The sequence below is a fragment of the Xanthomonas hortorum genome (assembly GCF_024339125.1).
GTDB lineage: Bacteria > Pseudomonadota > Gammaproteobacteria > Xanthomonadales > Xanthomonadaceae > Xanthomonas > Xanthomonas hortorum.
Window position 1 is genome coordinate 4,835,769 of record NZ_CP101417.1, and the last position, 18,564, is coordinate 4,854,332.

An 18,564-nucleotide genomic window follows, 5' to 3' on the forward strand; every position below is an offset into this window, starting at 1 on the left:
GCAGCCAGCAACGTGGTGCAGATGGGGCTGCGACTGACCGGAGGTACGGGGCGATGACGCAAAACCTGCAGCGCCATGCTAGCAACGACTGCATTACGGATACGAAGCGCACGGCGGTGATCGTCAGTGCGTTGAGTCATGAGGGATTGAGCGTCCAGACCGCTGACGGCAAACCAGCGAGGCTTGCAGTTGTCGATCAAGATGGACGCGTTATTGCAGTTGGCCAAGAGATTGCTGCTGCGGCCTTCGATGCGTCCGTGAAGTCGTATCGCAACTTCTTAATCGGCAACGGCCACCTGCGTATCCTGTCGAAGCCAGTACCGACCTAACGAAGCCTCTTACTCAAAGTTTACTTGAACTAACTTTCGGGCAGCCAAGGCTGACGAAGCCGACTTTGGGGTTCAGCTGGGACATGGAAGCAGGAGCCTGGGGAACGGAGCGGCCTGGGGCCTGAGTGCAGCAATTATAGCGGCGTGCGGGCAACGCTCTGAACCGCCGGGCCTCGCCAGCCCGGCCGGCTTTGCGAAACCCTCACTTTTCACGATGCCGGTCCGGCCGATAATGCGCGCCTCCCTCGCTGCACATCAGGAATTCCCATGGGTCACTGGACCACGCTCGACACCCCCGACGGCCAGGTCGCCGCCTGGCACGCCACTCCGACCACCAGCCCGCGCGGCGGCCTGGTGGTGATCCAGGAGATCTTCGGCGTCAACGAACATATCCGCGCGGTGGCCGATGATTACGCTGCACGCGGCTACGAAGTGCTGGCACCGGCCTTCTTCGATCTGGAAGAAAAGGACGTGCAGCTGCCCTACGACCAGGAAAGCCTGCAACGCGGTCTGGCGCTGGCCAATGCGGTCGGCCTGGAGCGCGCGGTGGAGGTGGTCAAATCCGCCGCCACCCTGCTCAGCCGCGCCGGCAAGGTCGGCACCGTGGGCTATTGCTGGGGCGGCTCGGTGGCGCTGCTGTCGGCAATCCGCCTGGGCCTGCCCTCGGTCAGCTACTACGGCGGCCGCAACACCCAGTTGCTGGACGAAACCCCCAAGGCGCCGGTGATGTTCCACTTCGGCGAGCGCGATACCAGCATTCCGCCCGAGGCGATCCAGGCCCACCGCGAGAAGCTGCCGCAGATGGAAACCTTCGTATATCCGACTGGCCACGCCTTCAATCGCAGCATCGATCCCAACCACTACGACGCCGACAGCGCCGAGCGCGCGTTGGAGCGCACCCTGGGCTTCTTCGAAGCGCATCTGGGATGAGCGGGACCGCAGCGAACGAGCCTGCACAGACCATGTCCGCCGGCAGCGGCTTCGAACTCGATGCGCGTCTTGCGGCCGACAGCGTATTCGTCGCCGACGGACCGCTGTCGCAGGTGCGGCTGATGGACGACAGCCGCTTCCCGTGGATCGTGCTGGTGCCGCGGATGGCCGCGGTCAGCGAATGGATCGATCTGGAGGGTGGTCAGCAACGCTTGTTGCTGGCCGAGATCAATCAGCTCTCGCAGCTGCTGCGCGTCGAGCCCGAAGTGACCAAGCTCAACATCGGCGCGCTGGGCAACATCGTGCGGCAGCTGCACGTACATCTGGTCGGCCGGCATCCGGGCGATGCGGCCTGGCCTGGCCCGGTGTGGGGCAGCGGCAGCGCGCAGCGCTTCGCACCCGATGCATTGCAACACCGTGTCGCTGCGTGGGCGCAACGGCTACGATAGGCGCCCGTCTTTCAACCACCCTTCCGCATGAAATCCAATGTCGTCGCCGCGCTGATCCTGATCCTCGTCGGCCTGCTGTTTCTGGCCAATAACCTGGGCTGGACCAATGTCAGCCTGGGCCGGCTGATCGCCACGTGGTGGCCGGCGGCATTGGTCGCTTGCGGCGTTGGCATGCTGTTTGGGCGGGGCAAGTAGCCGGGAATTGGGACTGGGGTAAGCAGTCGATCAGCCCCGCGCGTCATCAGATCGCCGAGATCCCTTCTCCCATCGGGAGAAGGTGCCCCTAAGGGGCGGATGAGGGTACGCGCGAAGCCTCATGCGCTAGCCAACTGCACCCGTAGGAACCAGGGTTCCAGCATCCCTGAAAATGTCGATGACCTGATGGCCAGCGATCAACCGCAGGCGACATGGCCACAGCAGCCAGTCAGCGAGCCTTGCGGCCCTGCCAACATGACCTTTGTCATCCGCGATTGTTGACTTCCGGCACCTGATCGGCGCGCGCATCCCGCGCAGCATGGCCTCACACCTACCGAGGACATCGCCATGCGCTACCGCCTGATTCCTGCACTGTTTCTGATCACGTTGGGCAGCTTATTCCTGCTGGACAACCTAGGGCTGGCCCGTTTCGATCTTGGCAACCTGGTTTCAACCTGGTGGCCGGCGTTGCTGATCGCCGCTGGCGTGCGCCAACTGCTGCGCTACTGGGAGCGCGCGACCGCGACCTGCTGAGGCAGGGTCACGGCCGCACCACCGCATCAGGTGCGCGGCAGGGTCACGCCGGTCTGGCCCTGATACTTGCCGCCGCGGTCCTTGTACGAGGTCTCGCAGACTTCGTCGGACTGGAAGAACAGCATCTGCGCCACGCCTTCGTTGGCGTAGATGCGCGCCGGCAGCGGCGTGGTGTTGCTGAATTCCAACGTGACGTGGCCTTCCCACTCCGGCTCCAGCGGGGTCACGTTGACGATGATGCCGCAACGCGCGTAGGTGCTTTTGCCCAGGCACACCACCAGGGTGTCGCGCGGGATGCGGAAATATTCCACCGTGCGGGCCAGTGCGAAGCTGTTCGGCGGGATGATGCAGACATCGGATTCGATATCGACAAAGCTGCCCGGATCGAAATGCTTCGGGTCGACGATCGTCGAGTTGATGTTGGTGAAGATCTTGAACTCGCGCGAGCAGCGCACGTCGTAGCCGTAGCTGGAGGTGCCGAAGCTGACGATGCGCTGGCCGGCGGCGTCGTGCTTGATCTGGCCAGGTTCGAACGGCTCGATCATCGCCTGCTGTTCGGCCATGCGCCTGATCCAGCGGTCGCTCTTGATGCTCATGTGATGTTCCTTGAAGACGGAAGGCGACGGCCCCAGCGGCCCGCGCGAAGACGGCGAATTCTAACAAGCGGCCGGCACTGCTGGCCGACCCGCGCGCTACAGCAACGAGGCCGAAATCGGAATGCTGGCGCGCGGGCGCTTGCCCAGCTCTTCGGTCAGGCGCGCAGCGGCGGCCAGATAGGCCTTGGCTGCTGCCGACTCGGGCGCGGCAACGACAATCGGCTGGCCGGCATCGCCCTGCTCGCGGATCGCAATCTCCAACGGCAACGACCCTAGCAAGGGCACGCCGTACTGCGCCGCCATGCGCTCGCCGCCGCCTTCGCCGAACAGATGCTCCCGGTGGCCGCAACTGGAACAGGTGTGCACTGCCATGTTCTCCACGATTCCAAGTACCGGCACCTCTACCTTTTCGAACATCTTCAAGGCCTTGCGCGCATCCAGCGTGGCGATGTCCTGTGGCGTGGTGACGATCACCGCGCCGGCCACCGGAATCTTCTGCGACAGCGTCAGCTGGATGTCGCCGGTGCCTGGCGGCAGGTCGATCAGCAGATAGTCTAGGTCGTCCCACAGCGTGTCGTTGAACAGCTGTGTCAACGCCGAGGTCGCCATCGGCCCGCGCCAGATCATCGGCGTGTCCTGGTCGACCAGCAAGCCGATCGACATCGCTTCGATGCCGAATGCGCGCAGCGGCTCGATCGACTTGTTGTCCGGGCTGTCCGGCCGCCCGCTCAGGCCCAGCATCGCCGGCACGCTCGGTCCGTAGATGTCCGCATCCAGCACGCCGACGCGCGCGCCCTGCTGGTGCAAGGCCAGCGCCAGATTCACCGCCGTGGTGGACTTGCCCACCCCGCCCTTGCCGGAGCCGACCGCGATCACATTGCGGATCCGCGGATGCGGCGCCAGTGCGCCCTGTACCGCATGCGCGGGGATTCTGCGCTCGCCGGTCATGCGCGGCACACCTGCGCGGGGGCGATGGTCACGCTCACAACACTTTCCAACATCGTCGTCATTGCCTACCTGAATTCGTCGTGGGCGTAGCGGCAGCGGCGAAAAACGCCGCCGGGTACTGCGCCATGGAGGTGGTCAGTGTACCGGCTCGTCTATACACATCCGCATTGGCGACTTCGCTGAAGAAATTCACAAGCAGATACGAATATGTCAAGCGAAGACATATTTCACAAAGATAGACACATTCTTAAGGAATTGTTACGTTCGGGTTCCAGTTCAGCCAGCGCTCAGCGAGCACAGCTGTTTCGCCAAATTCCAGCGAGGAATCTGCAAGGTCATGTCGAGTCGTCTTCCGCACTACACACAGCGTCATCGTTTGAGCACCGCATTATTTGCCGTACTGGTCGCTTCTGCCGGACAAGCTGCAGCGCAATCAGAAAACGGTGTCGCGCCCGGCACCACCGATCTGGACAAGGTCACCGTTACCGGCTCGCGCATCGCGCGTACCGGCTTTGTGACGCCCTCGCCGGTCACGGCGATCAGCGCCGAAGAAATCCGCGCCACCGGCGCGACCACCATCAGCGACCTGATGGCACGCATGCCGGCGCTGGCGCCGAGCTACACGCTGGGCAATTCCACCCGCTTCATCGGGACCGCCGGCCTGGGCCTGCTCGACCTGCGCGGCATGGGCGTGGATCGCACCCTGGTACTGGTCAACGGGCGTCGCCATGTGGGTTCCAGCCCGGGCTCGACCGCGGTGGACGTCAACACGATCCCGGTGGAATGGGTCGAACGTGTCGAAGTCATCACCGGTGGCGCCTCGGCCGTGTACGGCGCCGACGCAGTGGCCGGTGTGGTCAACTTCATCCTCAAGAAGAACTTCACCGGCTTCGAGACGCGCGCGCAGACCGGCCTGGCCGATGAGGGCAACTACAACCGCTCCTTTGCCAGCTTCTCGGCAGGCACCGACTTTGCGGACGGCCGCGGCAACATCGCAGTGTCCGGTGAATACAGCAAGCAGGACCGCTTCGGTCGCGGCAACCGCGCCATCGGTCGCGAGTACCTGGTGTCGGTGCAGAACCCCAATTTCGATCCCACCCGCCCTCCGAGCGAGAGCAATCCGCAGAACGTACTCAGCGGCCCGGGCGGCAATCATTCCACGTCCTACGGTGGCACCTTCAACCTGGGCACGTTCGATTTCCGCAACCCGGCCAGCTACGGCAACCGCTACCTGTTCAACGACGACGGCAGCTTCCGCCGCAATCGCTACAACGGCACGGTAGTGAGCAACACCTCGTGCGTGGATTGCGATTTCGCCGATCTGAATGCGGTGGCCGACCTGCAGCCCGGCTTTGATCGCAAGAGCGTCAACACCATGATCAACTTCGAGATCAGCGAGAACCATCGCCTGTTCTTCGAAGGCAAGTACAGCGAGACCGATTCGGAATTCTTCGGCCAGCCGGCGTTCGACAGTTCGCTGCGCGTGCGTCGCCAGAATCCGTATGTCAGTCCCGAACTCGGTGCGTTGATGGATTCGCGCGGTGCCACGCAGATCCTGATGAACCGCTTCAACGTCGATGCCGGTCGTCGCGGCGAGAACATCGAGCGCAAGACCTATCGCGCCGTGCTCGGTGCCGAAGGCAACTTCACCGACAACTGGACCTACGACGTGTCTGCCAACTACGGTCGGCAATGGCGCGGTCACGCCGGAAGCCGCCGCCTGGTTCAACACCACCGCGCGCGCGCAGGCCAAGATCCAGCAAACCGTGTTCAGCGCATCGGTAGCCAACAGCAACCTGCTGTCGCTGCCGGCCGGCGACATCGGTTTTGCCGGTGGCGTGGAATACCGCAAGGAGCAGAGCGAGCAGATCACCGATTCGTTGGCAGCCTCGGGCGTGACCTTCCTCAACGCCATCCCCAACAGTGGCGGCGAGTACACCGTCAAGGAAATCTTCGTCGAAAGCACCATTCCGTTGCTGGCCGGCCTGCCGGGCGTGGATCGACTGGCGCTGGATGTGGCAGGGCGCTATTCGGACTACGACAGCATCGGCTCGACCAAGACCTGGAACGTGGGCCTGGACTGGACCATCATCCCGTCGCTGCGTCTGCGCGGCACCGTGGCGCAGGCAGTGCGTGCACCCAGCATCGGCGAGTTGTACGACTCGCAGAGCGAGAACTTCGCGACCATCAACGATCCTTGCAACTACCTGCCGACCAATTCCAATCGTCCTGGTACTGCTGGCGACGTGGCATTGCGCCAGGCCAACTGCAGCGCGCTGGGCGTGCCGGTCGGTTGGATCGACACCTTTACCTCGACCCGCCCGGGCGTGAGCGGCGGCAACCCGGAGTTGAAGCCGGAACGTGCGCGCAGCCTGTCGTATGGTCTGGTCTGGCAACCGGAGTTCTTCGAAGGCTTCGGCATGTCGATCGACTACTGGCGCATCGACTTGCAGGACGCGATCGGCACGGTGACTGCAGAGACCAACGCAACGCGCTGCGTGGACAATCCGGGTGGCATCGACAACAGCTTCTGCGGCTTCGTGCAGCGTGCCCCGCTGGGTGGATTCACCGACCCGCAGGGACGCATCTATCCCGAGCACAGCATCATCGGCTGGCAGGCGCTGAACGAAAACCTGTCACGCTCGCGGCGTGTGGGCGTGGATCTGGAAATGGAATACCGCTTCCAGATTGGCCAAGGCAATACGGTGCTGCGCTTTGTCGGCACGCGCCTGATCCAGTCGCGCGAATGGGTGTTCCAGGACTTCCCGGCCGAGTACGACGAGTACGTGACCTACGTGACCGACCCGCGCTGGCGCGCGCAGTTCCAGACCAAGTACAACTGGAACGAATGGCGCGCCTCGTGGGACATGAACTACGTGGACGGCAATCTGCGCGTGACCCCGGAGAGCTACAACAGCAACCCGGGCTCGGCCAGCCCGATCAAGAACGGCTCGTACACCTACCACAACGTCCAGTTCGGCTATCAGTTCCCCGGCTCGAAGATCGACGTCTACCTGGGCATCGACAACGCCTTCGACAAGGACCCGCCGCGCAACTACTTCGGCTCGGACTTCAATTCTGCGCTGTATGACAACGTCGGGCGGTTCTTTTACCTGGGCACGACAGTCCGGTTCTGAGGCCTGTTGGCGATGCATCGAAAAGGCCCCGTTTGACGGGGTCTTTTTTGACTTCATGTTTCAGATGAAACCAACAAGACGCGACAATCAGTTACTGATATGGCGGCAAGGTAGTGTTCGGTTGAGCCGCTCCATGTCACGCCGCATCGCGCGCACTGACAAAAATGAATACTTGCGTGACCCAAGCCGGGCGGTATTCGCATGCCAGGCAATTTGTGCGCAGATCCGCATATTCGGTGCGGATCTCGCCCTTTTCATTAACGAATCATTCAAAAGGCTTGCGACTCAGCCCACAGATTCATTACGTTCGGGTTAAGGCCATCTGACTCTTCGATGACCGCCACTTCTCCCGATACCCAGTTGAAAGGTTAGGAATGAGCAATCAATTTCGTCGCCACGCCCTCAAGCGCACCGCTCTGGCTGTTGTGCTGGGCGCGTGTCTCGCCAACGGTGCGGTCTATGCACAAAGCACGACCGGCAGCATCTACGGTAGCGCTCCCTCTGAAGCGGGCAGCACCATCGTCGTGCAGAGCGACACCGGCCTCAGCCGCACGATCACCATCGACGCCAATGGCCGTTACAACCTCGGCTCATTGCCGGTGGGCGCCTACACCGTCACCCTCAAGCGCGGCGATCAGGTCGTCGATACCCGCAAGAACGTGCAGCTGCGCGTAGGGTCCGGCACAGAGGTGTCGTTTGCTGGCGCAACTGCCAGCGGCAGCACCGATGCAACGACGCTCGGCGCGATCACGGTGACGGCCGCCAATGCGCCGAAGATCGATGTCAGCTCCACCAGCTCGCGCTCGGTGATCACCTCAGAGCAGTTGGCAACCCTGCCGCTGGGACGCAGCGCCGAAGCGATTGCGTTGCTTGCACCAGGTGCGATTTCCGGAAGTGGCGCCTTCAACAATGGCTCGCGGTCCACCATCTCGTTCGGCGGCGCTGGTGTGACGGAGAATGCCTATTACATCAACGGCGTTAATGTCACTAATCCGTTCAACAACCTCGGCGGGCTCAGCCTCCCCTACGGCGCAATCGACCAACAGGAAACATATACGGGCGGCTACAGCGCGAAGTACGGCCGCTCGACCGGCGGCGTCATCAGCCAAGTGGGTAAGCGCGGCACCAACGAGTGGCATTTTGGTGCGCAAGCGGTATGGGAACCGAAATCGCTGGCGAGCTCACGCGGCGATGCTTGGTATCCGAATAGCGAACTTCCGGAGAATTATGGTTATGAAGATGACGACCTGCCCGGGACGATCTATCGCCGCGGCAAGGGCGACGTGCAGAACAGGACCGTTTACAGCGCGTACGCGGGTGGCCCGCTGATTGAGGATCGCCTATTCCTGTTCGTGGCCGGCGAAACGGACAAGGTCGACGGAGCAACCACCAATATTGCGACGGCCGCCAGCGACCAGGGACGCAGCCATTATGAGAACAGTTCGCCGAAGTTCTACGGCAAACTGGACTGGAATATCAACGACAGCAACATTCTCGAATACACACGCATCGAAAATAACGATCGACGTTCTGGCGTATACAACAACTACGACTATGCAACACTTACGGATCAGGGCCCTTCTGGCTTGTTCACGGATACGTACAAGCTCAAAGACAGTGTCGATATCGTCAAGTTCACCAGTTACATCACAGACGACCTGACCCTCAATGCAACGTGGGGACGCGATACTCAGCACAACCAACAGTTCAACCCTGGTGCATCGGCATTGCCCAACATCGCCAGTTCGACTCTGCAGGACCCGGCAATCACCGGCGGCCGGCGTATTACCAACGGGCAGGCCACCACGACTGTCAAGGCATCAGACCCGATCAATAAGAGTCGCAATCTGCGTCTGGAGCTGAACTATCGTCTAGGCGATCATGACTTGACCGCCGGCGTGGACAATATGTACTTCAACGCCTACGACGAAGGCGTATTTACCAGTGGTCCAGGGTATCGCTGGATCTACGGCAGCCAGGACGATCCCAGCGAACCCATCAATGGTGCACTGGGCGTTGGCCCCTCCGGAGGTAATGGCTACTTCGTGAACCGCCGTATCTTGACCACAGTTACCAGCATGGCCGTCGAGCAGAAGGCCTACTACTTGGAAGATCGGTGGCAGGTCAACGATAACTGGCTCCTCACGCTGGGTATCCGAAACGACAAGTTCACCAACTACAACAGCGATCATGTGGCTTACGTGGACAGTGGTGACCAGTGGGCTCCGCGTGTCGGGGTGAGCTGGGATGTCTTTGGCGACTCTTCCTTTAAGGTGTTCGCTAACGTCGGTCGCTACTATCTTGCGCTGCCGAATCAGGTCGCCATTCGCGGGGCATCGGCCTCGACGTTCACGAACGAATATTTCACCTACACCGGGATCGACGCCAACGGCGAACCAACTGGCCTGACTGCACTCGGTCCCGGCCCGGTCTCCTCCAACGGTGAATATGGTGAGGCACCGGATCCGAACTCGTTCGCCCCAAGCGATCTGAAGTCGCAGTATCAAGACGAGTTCCTGATTGGCTTCGAAAAGACGCTCGGCGAGAAGTGGAATTCGGGCGCGAAAGTCACTTATCGCAAACTCCAGACTGCGATCGATGACGTCTGCGATCCCGGCCGTATGTCCGATGCGCTTACCGCAGCGGGCGGTGATGCCAGCAGCGTGAGTATTCCTGGTTGCGTGATGTTCAACCCGGGCGAGACCAACACCTACAACCTTGCCAACACTGACGGCTCTGGCTATACCCAGCTGCGTATGTCGCAGTCCGATTGGGGCTTCACCGACAAAGCCAAGCGCAACTACGTTGCCGTGGATCTCTTCATCGAGCATCCCTTCGATGAAAAGTGGTACGGCCGCGTCGATTACACCTGGTCGCACCTATACGGCAACACCGAAGGGCAGGTGAAGTCAGATCTTGGGCAAGCCGACATCTCCAAGACTCAGGACTGGGATGCAGCCCAGCTTATGTACTACGCAGGTGGCAATCTGGCCAATGATCGTCGCCATCAGTTGAAGGCGTTCGGTGCCTACCAATTCACTCCAGAATGGCTGGCATCTGCCACGGTCAGGGTGATGTCGGGCACACCGAAGTCCTGCCTGGGTTATTACGCCGGCCCTGACGCTGCAGCGCTGAACTACGATCCGGTCGGTTATGGCTCGTCGTATCACTACTGCTATGGCCAACCTGTATCTGCCGGCGGCGCTGGGGAGACTCCATGGATCAAAAATCTCGATCTAGGCGTCACGTATCGTCCAGGCTTCGCCGATCACAAGCTGGCATTTTCGCTGAATGTATTCAATGTACTGAATGATCGTTCGGTCAATCGCATCTCCAGCACCAATGAAGTCACTCGCCGGACCGTGTCCAATACGTATGGGCTCGGTACCGAAGCCTGGAGCTACAACCAGCCGCGCTACATGCGTCTGACTGCGTCCTACGACTTCTGATCGTTTGATCGCGTGCAAAGGCGGAGGTGGGATACTCACCTTCGCCCTGCAGACGTACTGTCTATGGCCCCGGTCTTTCCGGGGCTTTTTTTGGGCTGCCATCGCTGCCTGCGTCAGCCGGCCAAAATCACCTGCGCCGCATTATGCCCAGGCGCTCCACCACCGGGATGCGTGCCCGATCCGCATAGATACAGACCTGGCACCGCACCGCGATACGCGCCCTAGCCAGCATCGGGCGTGCGCTGAAGAGTTGATTGAGGCTGACGGCGCCCTGAGCCCTTGGTGATCACCTCCGAGCAGCTCGCAACGCTGCAGCTTGGCCGTAACAATCGCGCTGTTGTTGTCACGCCCCCAACTCTGGAGCCACTTGGGCGCAGCTGACGCCCAGCTGGCTCGCCGGCTCAACCGCACCACGCTTGAACTCTGTGCTGAACCTCCTTCGCCTAACCTAAACACTTCTCAGGCCTCGATCGGCCTTTTTTTGTAAGTGTCTGTGATAAAGGGAGTGAACCCGATCTCTGATCGCAAGAAACACGGAGATGTCGTCGCGACGATTCCGACAGGTTTACCATTGCTCCAGAGACCGGTTATCCGGACCTCTTTTGAGGTTTTAAGAAACTGATCAGCGGCAGGACTAGACGCGGCGCGCGCTACCCGAACATGCACCCCGAGGTTTCGAACCACTACAGGCATACCGGTCTGTAGCGAAGCAGACGGGTAGCAAGGACCTCGCAGTCCGCAGATCTTTTGGCAGCTAAACCTGCGAACGCAAGCAAAATCCTCCTTTGGAGGCACGACGATAATCGACGCAGGAGGCGCTGTACCGGTGTAAAAGAACCTATACCGCCAGCCCTGAAGTTGACTCATCTAACCCCTTACAGGCGTCCATCCAAAATCCCACAGAAGTTCAGGCTCAGTTGTCTGGCACGGAAAGCGTCCGATCAGATCACATGCCTCTTCTTCTGTGAACGGGGCACTGCTTGGTACCGAATAAGTTACCGATGTATCGTTTTGAATGTTGCAAGTTCCACCGCCCGGCGGACAAATGACTTCACTATTGCAGCCGCCCTTAATCGTCAAACGATATGGCGCAGAAGTATCTCCTCAATGCCATCGGGCATTATTGCAGAAGTACGCCTGCTGACCAACGGGCACGCCCTCGGCAGTAAAATAGACGTAATTCATCGAGTTCTTACGGGCAGCCTGGACGTCTGCTCCAGCACATGCGAGGACAATCAACAACCCAGCAGAAGCAATCTTCACCTGACATCTCCTTGTGAGTGAAATTCGCGCAATTACTGCGAGCGCACTCCATTATTATCATTTCCTAAAATATATTATAGATAAAGATCACATTTTAAGAATAAAAAGCAATAAAGTTATTAGACTTTTCAGAGGAGTGCCTGCTTCAAACCAGCCCCGCCTCGGAAGCGAATTCGGTTCGACGCATTACAGCAAACCCTCAACCACCCAAAATCACCCGCGCCGCATTATGCCCAGGCGCGCCGGTCACCCCGCCGCCGGGATGCGTCCCGGACCCGCATAGATACAGCCCGGGTATCGCACCACGATAGGCGCCCTGCCCCAGCATGGGGCGTGCGCTGAAGAGTTGGTTGAGGCTGAGGGCGCCGTGGAAGATGTCGCCGCCGATCAAGCCGAAGATGCGCTCCAGATCGAGGGGGCTGAGGATCTGCCGGCCCAGCACCGATGCGGCGAATCCTGGCGCGTAGCGCTCCACCGTTGCAATCATCAAATCGGCGACTTCTTCGCGATGATCGTCCCAGTGCCGACCATCGGGAAGTTGAGGTGCCACGTGTTGGCAGAACAGGCTGGCCACATGCTGCCCAGGCGGCGCCAGGCTGTCGTCCAAGGTGCTGGGAATCAGCAGTTCGACCACCGGCTCGCGCGACCATCCGAATGCGCGCGCGTCCTGCCAGGCACGGTCCATGTAATCCAGACTCGGCGCGAGAATGATGCCGGCGGTGAGATGGTCGCCCGTACCTGGCAATGCGGTGAATTCCGGCAGGCGAGAGAGCGCCACGTTCATGCGGAACGTGCCTGATCCACAGCGGTAATGCGCCATGCGTTCGTGTGTGGGCACAGGGACATCTTCTGGACGCATCAGGCGTTGATAGAGCAGTTTCGGATTGACGTTGGCAACCACTGCACGCGTTCGAATCGTCTCTCCGTGAGCGGTGAGGACACCAACCGCACGGCCCTGCTCCACCAGCACTCGCTCCACCGCACAGCCGGTGCGAATGTCCGCACCAGCTTCGCGCGCACTGGCGGCCATTGCCTGCGTAATGGCGCCCATGCCACCGATGGCATGGCCCCAGGCACCCTTGACGCCGTTGCTTTGCCCGAACACGTGATGCAACAACACATAAGCCGTGCCCGGCGCGTACGGGCTGGCGTAATTGCCGACGATGCCGTCGAAGCCAAATAGCGCCTTGATTGGTGCGCTTTCGAACCAGCGATCCAGATACTCGGCTGCGGAAATCGTGAATAAATCGAGCAGATCCTGACGTAACGTAAGCGACAAGCCCTGCAGCTGCAGCCCCACCTTTCCCGCTCGCCACAACTGCGGCAACGCGCGTAGCCAGCCGCCCTCGGTGACATCGGGCGGCGGCTGTAATGCCAGCGCACGCAAGACATCGGCCAGTTGCTCCAGCCGCGCTTCATAGGCAGGCAATGCAGCGGCATCGGGTGCGGAGAATTTGGCGACTTCCGCAGCGGTGCGCCCAGCACCGGCCAGCAGATACTCACCATCCGGCAGCGGTAAAAAGTTATTGATGCGGCGCGCAACCACGCGCAGGCCATGTCGCTCCAACGCAAGATCGGTGATGACCTTGGGCTGCAGCAACGACACCGTATACGCCGCCACTGAATTGCGAAACCCGGGATGAAATTCTTCGGTAACTGCTGCGCCGCCGACCACATCGCGCGCTTCCAGTACCAGCACGCGCTTGCCTGCCTTGGCCAGATATGCAGCGCACACCAGGCCGTTGTGGCCGGCGCCGATGATCAGTGCGTCCAACGGTTCGGAGGCGGTGGGCATGCGCTCGTATATAGCATCGCTTGCCCGAGTCGGCCATTCGCGCAGTGGCGACCATCGCCACCGATGAGCGCTCACCATCACCGACATGGTCCATGTCTGCCGAGAACATGAACCAAACACCCGCGCGACGCAGAATAATAAGGCCGCAGGCTCCCTACCCAGCGCGTTACGGCACGTACGCCACGCTGCCATCCAGCAGCCGCATGCCAAACAGCCGTCAGCCCAGCGCATCTACACACGCCGCACCCATGACCTTCGACACCATGCCATCCGGCTGGCGAGGCGTAGAGTGCCGGCCACGGCCCTGGCGACGGGGCTTCCCAATCCGCTGCTTCTGGAGCCCTTTGTGATTCGAACACCTCATTTATTGACGTTGACCCTGGCTGTGGCCACTGCGCTGAGCGGTTGCAAGAAGTCTGAAGACGCTACGCCTGCCGCCCCCGCAGCCGACACAGCGGCAACCACGCCCGCTGCACCCAAGACGCTGACCCTGGACCAGAGCAAGCTGCCGGCGGTGAACCAGTTCAGTGCTGCCGACCTGGATGCCAATGGCAACGCCTGTACCGATCTCAACGCCTACGCCAACGCCAAGTTCCTGGCCGCCAACCCGGTGCCGAGCGATCGCACCAGCTGGGGCGCGTTCGAAATGCTCGACGAGCGCTCCAATGCGATCCAGCAGCAACTGGTCGAACAGGCTGCGGCCGACACCAGCGCCAGCGGCGTGGAAAAAATCGTCGGCGACCTGTGGTCGACCGGCATGGACGAAGCAAAGATCAACGCCCAGGGTATCGAGCCGCTGAAGCCCGAACTGGCCGCGATCGACGCCATCAGCGACCAGGCCAAGCTGGTCGACTATCTGCGCAGCAGCGCGGCCAAGGGCAATAACGAGCTCTTCAGCTTCGGCGCCGAGGCGGACTTCAAGAAGTCCAGCCAGAACATCGCCTACGCCATGCAGGGCGGCCTGGGTTTGCCGGATCCGGAGTACTACACCAGCGCCACCAACAAGGCCAAGCTGGAGGCCTACCAGGCGCACGTGGCCAAGGTGCTGGAGCTGTCCGGCGTGGCTGCGGCCGATGCCGCCGCGCAGGCCAAGCAGGTGGTCGCGTTCGAAAGCCGTCTGGCCAAGGTCTCCAAGACCAGCACCCAGATGTCGCGCGATGCCTCGCTGGCCTACAACCCGATCTCGCCGGCCGAGGCCGACAAGCTGACTCCGAACTGGTCGTGGACCGAGTTCTTCAAGTCGCAGGGCGTGACCACGCCGGAAATGTTCTCGCTGGCGATCCCGGCCTTCCATCAGGAAGTCAGCAAGATGATCGCCGACACCGACCCGGCAATCTGGCGCGCCTACCTGCGCTTCCACACCGTCGATGGCGCCTCGCCGTTCCTGAGCCAGCCGTTCGTCGATGAGAACTTCGCGTTCTACAACAAGACCCTGCGCGGCCAGAAGGAAATCAAGCCGCGTTGGAAGCGCGTGCTGGCGACCATCAACGGCCAGACCGGCGAAGCCTTGGGCCAGATGTACGTCAAGGTCGCGTTCCCTGCCGATTCCAAGGCCAAGATGGAAACGCTGGTGACCAATCTGCGCACCGCGCTGAAAGCCCGCATCGAAAAGCTCGACTGGATGAGCCCGGAGACCAAGACCAAGGCGATCGCCAAGTGGGAAAGCTTCACGCCCAAGATCGGCTACCCGGAAAAATGGCGTGAGTGGAATGGCCTGAGCACCAGCCGTGATAGCTATCTTGGCAACGTGCAGGCTGCGGCCGAATACAACTACAAGTGGAATCTGTCCAAGATCGGCAAGCCAGTGGACAAGACCGAATGGGGCATGAGCCCGCAGACGGTCAATGCGTACTACAACCCGCTGCAGAACGAGATCGTGTTCCCGGCGGCGATCCTGCAGCCGCCGTTCTTCGACCCGAATGCACCAGAGGAAATGAACTACGGCGGTATCGGCGCGGTGATCGGCCATGAGATGACGCATGGTTACGACGACCAGGGCAGCCGCTTTGGTGCCGATGGCAACTTCATCGCCGATCCGGGCTGGTGGACGCAGAAGGATCTGGACGCGTTCAAGGCACGCACCGGCAAGCTGGTCGCGCAGTTCGACGGCTATCGCACCTCGGCCGGCGACAAGGTCAAGGGCGACCTGACCCTGGGCGAAAATATCGCCGACCTGGGCGGCCTCAACACCGCCTACGACGCGATGAAGACCGCCACCGCCGGCAAGGACGATCCCAAGAGCGACGGCATCACCCGCGACCAGCGCTTCTTCCTCAATTGGGCCACGGTGTGGCGCCGCAACTTCACCCCGGAAGAACTGGTGGTGCGCCTGAAGACCGATCCGCACGCACCGGCCAACTTCCGCGCCATCGGTGCGCCGTCGAACATGCCGGCCTTCGCCGCCGCGTTCTCGTGCAAGGCCGGCGATGCGATGGTGCGTCAGGGCGATAAGCAGGTCGTGATCTGGTAATCGTCATCGCAAGAAAGCGGTAACCAACGCGGGCGGCGATCGGTTGATCGTCGCCCGTTTTTTTGGGCATTTCCGAAACGCACGTTCGCGACGCGTGCGGACTGCGCGAGATTGTTTCCGCAACGCAGGCAGCAGGCACTCGCATGCAGCAGCCACTTCGTTTTCGATGGGATTTTTGCGCACACACAAACGCATCGCCTGCGCATCTATCCATGCTTGAAGCGTGAGTTCGTCACTCAGCCATCGAGAGCATAAACACCAAGCCTCAACAAAGCTAAACGCGTGCTCTCGCAAAGACGCACGCGCTTATGCTCGGTGTCCTTTCATGCGACTGGGCTTCCATGTCACCGATCAAGACCTCTACGCTCGCTCTGGCACTGGTTGTGGCCTTGACCGGCTGCAAGCGCGAAGCCGGCGACAGCAGCACGCCCGCGCAAACGGCTGCGCCGACGCGCGCATCGGCAACCGCCGCCGCCTCCGCAACCAAATCCTCGTTCGACATCAACGAGCTGGACACGGCAACAAGCGCTTGCCAGAACCTGGATACGTTCGTCAACGCCAAGTGGGCCAAAGCCAATCCGATTCCGGCCGACCGCACCAGTTGGGGCGTGTTCGACGAACTGACGGAAAAGAGCCTGGTCACGCAGCGAGAGATTGTTGAAAGCGCCGCCAAGCAGGCAGACAAGCAAGCCGACCCGCTTGCACGCAAACTTGGTCTGCTTTACGCCTCGGGGATGGACGAAGCCGCCATCGAGGCGGCGGGAGACCAGCCGATCCGCCCGCAGCTGGAGGCCATTGGCGCGCTGAAATCCGCCAAGGATGTCGCCGCGTACATCACCAGCCGCTATGCGGAGGGCGATGGCAAGGTCTTCGAGTTCGGCGCAAGCGAAGACTTCCACAAGGCAGATCGGCAAATCGCCTTTGCCAACGAAGGCGGCCTGGGCCTGCCGACCAAGGATTACTACACCGCTGCCGAATACGCTCCCATCCGTGAGGCCTATCTGGCCTATATCGCCAAGTCGTTCGAGCTCACCGGCAGCGATGCCGACGCGGCCGAGGCGCAGGCGAAGGACGTGATGGCACTGGAATCGCAACTGGCTGCCGCGTCGCTGGCGCCAACCGATGCACGCCAACCCAAGAACCAATATCACTTCGTCAGCGTTGCCGAGGCAGACAAGCTCACCCCGCACTTTTCATGGAAAGACTTCTTTGCCGCGCAAGGCGTGGATGTGGGCGCCGGCTTCTCGTTGTCGCAACCGCGTTTCTTCGCAGCGTTCGACCATCAGTTGGCCAGTGCACCAATTGCACAATGGCAGGCCTACCTGCGCTTCCATACCATCGACGAGGCGTCCAAACAGCTCAGCAAGGCATTCGTCGACAACAACTTCGCCTTCTATGGCAAGGCCCTGTCCGGACAACCGGAGCAACGCCCACGTTGGAAACGCGTCCTGCGCGCGGTCGACGAAGCCATGGGCGAAGGCCTTGGCCAGCTCTACGTCGCCAAGGTCTTCACGCCCGAAGCCAAGCAACGCGCGGCCGAATTGGTCGACAACGTCCGCGCCGCGCTCAAGACGCGCATCGAAAACGTCGACTGGATGAGCAACGAAACCAAAACAAAGGCGCTTGCAAAGTGGGAGGCCTTCCTGCCCAAGATCGGCTATCCGGACACCTGGCGTGACTGGTCGGGGCTGGAGATCGTTCCCGGGGCCTACTACCGCAATCTGCAGGCGGCGGCCAAGTTCAACTATCACTACGACATCGCCCAGATCGGCAAACCCACCGATCGCAAGCGGTGGTCGATGCCTCCGCAGACGGTCAACGCGTACTACAGCCCGAGTACCAACACCATCAATTTCCCGGCCGGCATCCTGCAACCGCCGTTCTTCGACGCCAATGCCGACGATGCCCTGAACTACGGCGCCATCGGCGCGATCATCGGGCACGAAGCCACGCATGGCTTCGACGATCAAGGCAGCCAGTTCGATGGCGCGGGCAACAACGTCAATTGGTGGACTGCGCAGGATCGCAAGGCATTCGAGCAGCGTGCCGACGGCTTGGTGAAGCAGTTCGATGCGTATGTTCCCTTGCCGAGTCACCCCAAAATGCATGTCAACGGCAGACTCACTTTGGGCGAAAACATCGCTGACCTGGGCGGTATCAACATTGCCTACGACGCGCTGCAGACCGCACTGCGTCAGCACCCTGAGCGCGGTGCAAATATTGACGGGTACAGCCCCGAGCAGCGGTTTTTCCTGGGCTTTGCGCGTAACTGGCGTGGACTCACACGCGAGCAGCAACAGCTAGTCTACCTCGCGAGCGACCCCCACTCACCGGACAATCTGCGCGCCATCGCCGCCCCCTCCAACATGCCGCAATTCGCCACCGCGTTTGCGTGCAAGCCTGGCGATGCAATGGTGCGGCCTGAGAAAGACCGCGTGGTGATCTGGTAGCGCTGCGCTAGTCACTGCC

Annotated in this window: 12 protein-coding genes and 2 pseudogenes; 9 read left to right on the plus strand and 5 right to left on the minus strand. The window is 61.2% G+C overall.

The features are described from left to right. The first annotated feature begins 53 nt into the window (after positions 1–53). From NMB96_RS20815 to NMB96_RS20835, 5 genes are all read left to right on the plus strand, one after another. Positions 54–329 carry a hypothetical protein gene (locus tag NMB96_RS20815; protein ID WP_023903407.1) on the plus strand — a complete coding sequence of 92 codons (276 nt, stop codon included), beginning with the start codon at positions 54–56 and terminating at the stop codon, positions 327–329. A 267-nt stretch (positions 330–596) separates the two neighbouring features. Beyond that, positions 597–1,259, plus strand: coding sequence for a dienelactone hydrolase family protein (locus tag NMB96_RS20820; protein ID WP_115040466.1), 663 nt, complete (start codon positions 597–599; stop codon positions 1,257–1,259). Next, a complete protein-coding gene (locus tag NMB96_RS20825; RefSeq protein ID WP_425520899.1) occupies positions 1,256–1,708 on the plus strand; it encodes an HIT domain-containing protein in 453 nt (150 codons plus the stop codon). The genes NMB96_RS20820 and NMB96_RS20825 overlap by 4 nt, the downstream gene beginning before the upstream one ends. A gap of 27 nt (positions 1,709–1,735) precedes the next feature. After that, entirely contained in the window at positions 1,736–1,903 is a 168-nt protein-coding gene (locus NMB96_RS20830; RefSeq protein ID WP_006452352.1) for a LiaI-LiaF-like domain-containing protein, read from the plus strand. A 348-nt stretch (positions 1,904–2,251) separates the two neighbouring features. Next, complete coding sequence (locus NMB96_RS20835; RefSeq protein WP_057672021.1) at positions 2,252–2,437, plus strand: LiaI-LiaF-like domain-containing protein; 186 nt, start codon at positions 2,252–2,254, stop codon at positions 2,435–2,437. A gap of 26 nt (positions 2,438–2,463) precedes the next feature. Here NMB96_RS20835 and dcd read toward each other — a convergent pair whose 3' ends face one another. After that, entirely contained in the window at positions 2,464–3,033 is a 570-nt protein-coding gene (dcd, locus tag NMB96_RS20840; protein WP_006452354.1) for a dCTP deaminase, read from the minus strand. Positions 3,034–3,129: 96 nt separating this feature from the next. After that, entirely contained in the window at positions 3,130–3,981 is an 852-nt protein-coding gene (gene apbC, locus NMB96_RS20845; RefSeq protein WP_255085543.1) for an iron-sulfur cluster carrier protein ApbC, read from the minus strand. A gap of 337 nt (positions 3,982–4,318) precedes the next feature. Here apbC and NMB96_RS20850 point away from each other — a divergent pair. Then, positions 4,319–7,118, plus strand: a pseudogene (locus NMB96_RS20850) (TonB-dependent receptor plug domain-containing protein). Positions 7,119–7,492: 374 nt separating this feature from the next. Continuing rightward, the gene (locus NMB96_RS20855; RefSeq protein WP_023903399.1) at positions 7,493–10,567 is read left to right on the plus strand and encodes a TonB-dependent receptor; all 3,075 of its coding nucleotides are present in this window, start codon (positions 7,493–7,495) and stop codon (positions 10,565–10,567) included. A gap of 349 nt (positions 10,568–10,916) precedes the next feature. Here NMB96_RS20855 and NMB96_RS23640 read toward each other — a convergent pair. The 3 genes and pseudogenes from NMB96_RS23640 to NMB96_RS20865 all read right to left on the minus strand — a co-directional run. After that, positions 10,917–11,012: pseudogene (locus tag NMB96_RS23640) on the minus strand (transposase); the annotation flags it as partial. 659 nt (positions 11,013–11,671) lie between these two features. Next, entirely contained in the window at positions 11,672–11,830 is a 159-nt protein-coding gene (locus NMB96_RS20860; protein ID WP_255085544.1) for a hypothetical protein, read from the minus strand. Positions 11,831–12,029: 199 nt separating this feature from the next. Next, positions 12,030–13,625 carry a phytoene desaturase family protein gene (locus tag NMB96_RS20865; protein WP_255085545.1) on the minus strand — a complete coding sequence of 532 codons (1,596 nt, stop codon included), beginning with the start codon at positions 13,623–13,625 and terminating at the stop codon, positions 12,030–12,032. 367 nt (positions 13,626–13,992) lie between these two features. Here NMB96_RS20865 and NMB96_RS20870 point away from each other — a divergent pair, with 367 nt between their 5' ends. Together NMB96_RS20870 and NMB96_RS20875 are read left to right on the plus strand one after the other, a co-directional pair. Beyond that, entirely contained in the window at positions 13,993–16,095 is a 2,103-nt protein-coding gene (locus NMB96_RS20870; RefSeq protein WP_043889089.1) for a M13 family metallopeptidase, read from the plus strand. A gap of 341 nt (positions 16,096–16,436) precedes the next feature. After that, on the plus strand, positions 16,437–18,545 hold the full coding sequence (locus NMB96_RS20875; protein ID WP_255085547.1) for a M13 family metallopeptidase: 2,109 nt from the start codon (positions 16,437–16,439) through the stop codon (positions 18,543–18,545). The last annotated feature ends 19 nt before the right edge of the window (positions 18,546–18,564 follow it).

Bases quoted from the DNA above. Each gene is read 5' to 3' on its own strand.
- NMB96_RS20815 (WP_023903407.1), top strand. From the start codon at position 54: ATGACGCAAAACCTGCAGCGCCATGCTAGCAACGACTGCATTACGGAT.
- NMB96_RS20820 (WP_115040466.1), top strand. From the start codon at position 597: ATGGGTCACTGGACCACGCTCGACACCCCCGACGGCCAGGTCGCCGCC.
- NMB96_RS20825 (WP_425520899.1), top strand. From the start codon at position 1,256: ATGAGCGGGACCGCAGCGAACGAGCCTGCACAGACCATGTCCGCCGGC.
- NMB96_RS20830 (WP_006452352.1), top strand. From the start codon at position 1,736: ATGAAATCCAATGTCGTCGCCGCGCTGATCCTGATCCTCGTCGGCCTG.
- NMB96_RS20835 (WP_057672021.1), top strand. From the start codon at position 2,252: ATGCGCTACCGCCTGATTCCTGCACTGTTTCTGATCACGTTGGGCAGC.
- dcd (WP_006452354.1), bottom strand. From the start codon at position 3,033: ATGAGCATCAAGAGCGACCGCTGGATCAGGCGCATGGCCGAACAGCAG.
- apbC (WP_255085543.1), bottom strand. From the start codon at position 3,981: ATGACCGGCGAGCGCAGAATCCCCGCGCATGCGGTACAGGGCGCACTG.
- NMB96_RS20855 (WP_023903399.1), top strand. From the start codon at position 7,493: ATGAGCAATCAATTTCGTCGCCACGCCCTCAAGCGCACCGCTCTGGCT.
- NMB96_RS20865 (WP_255085545.1), bottom strand. From the start codon at position 13,625: ATGCCCACCGCCTCCGAACCGTTGGACGCACTGATCATCGGCGCCGGC.
- NMB96_RS20875 (WP_255085547.1), top strand. From the start codon at position 16,437: ATGTCACCGATCAAGACCTCTACGCTCGCTCTGGCACTGGTTGTGGCC.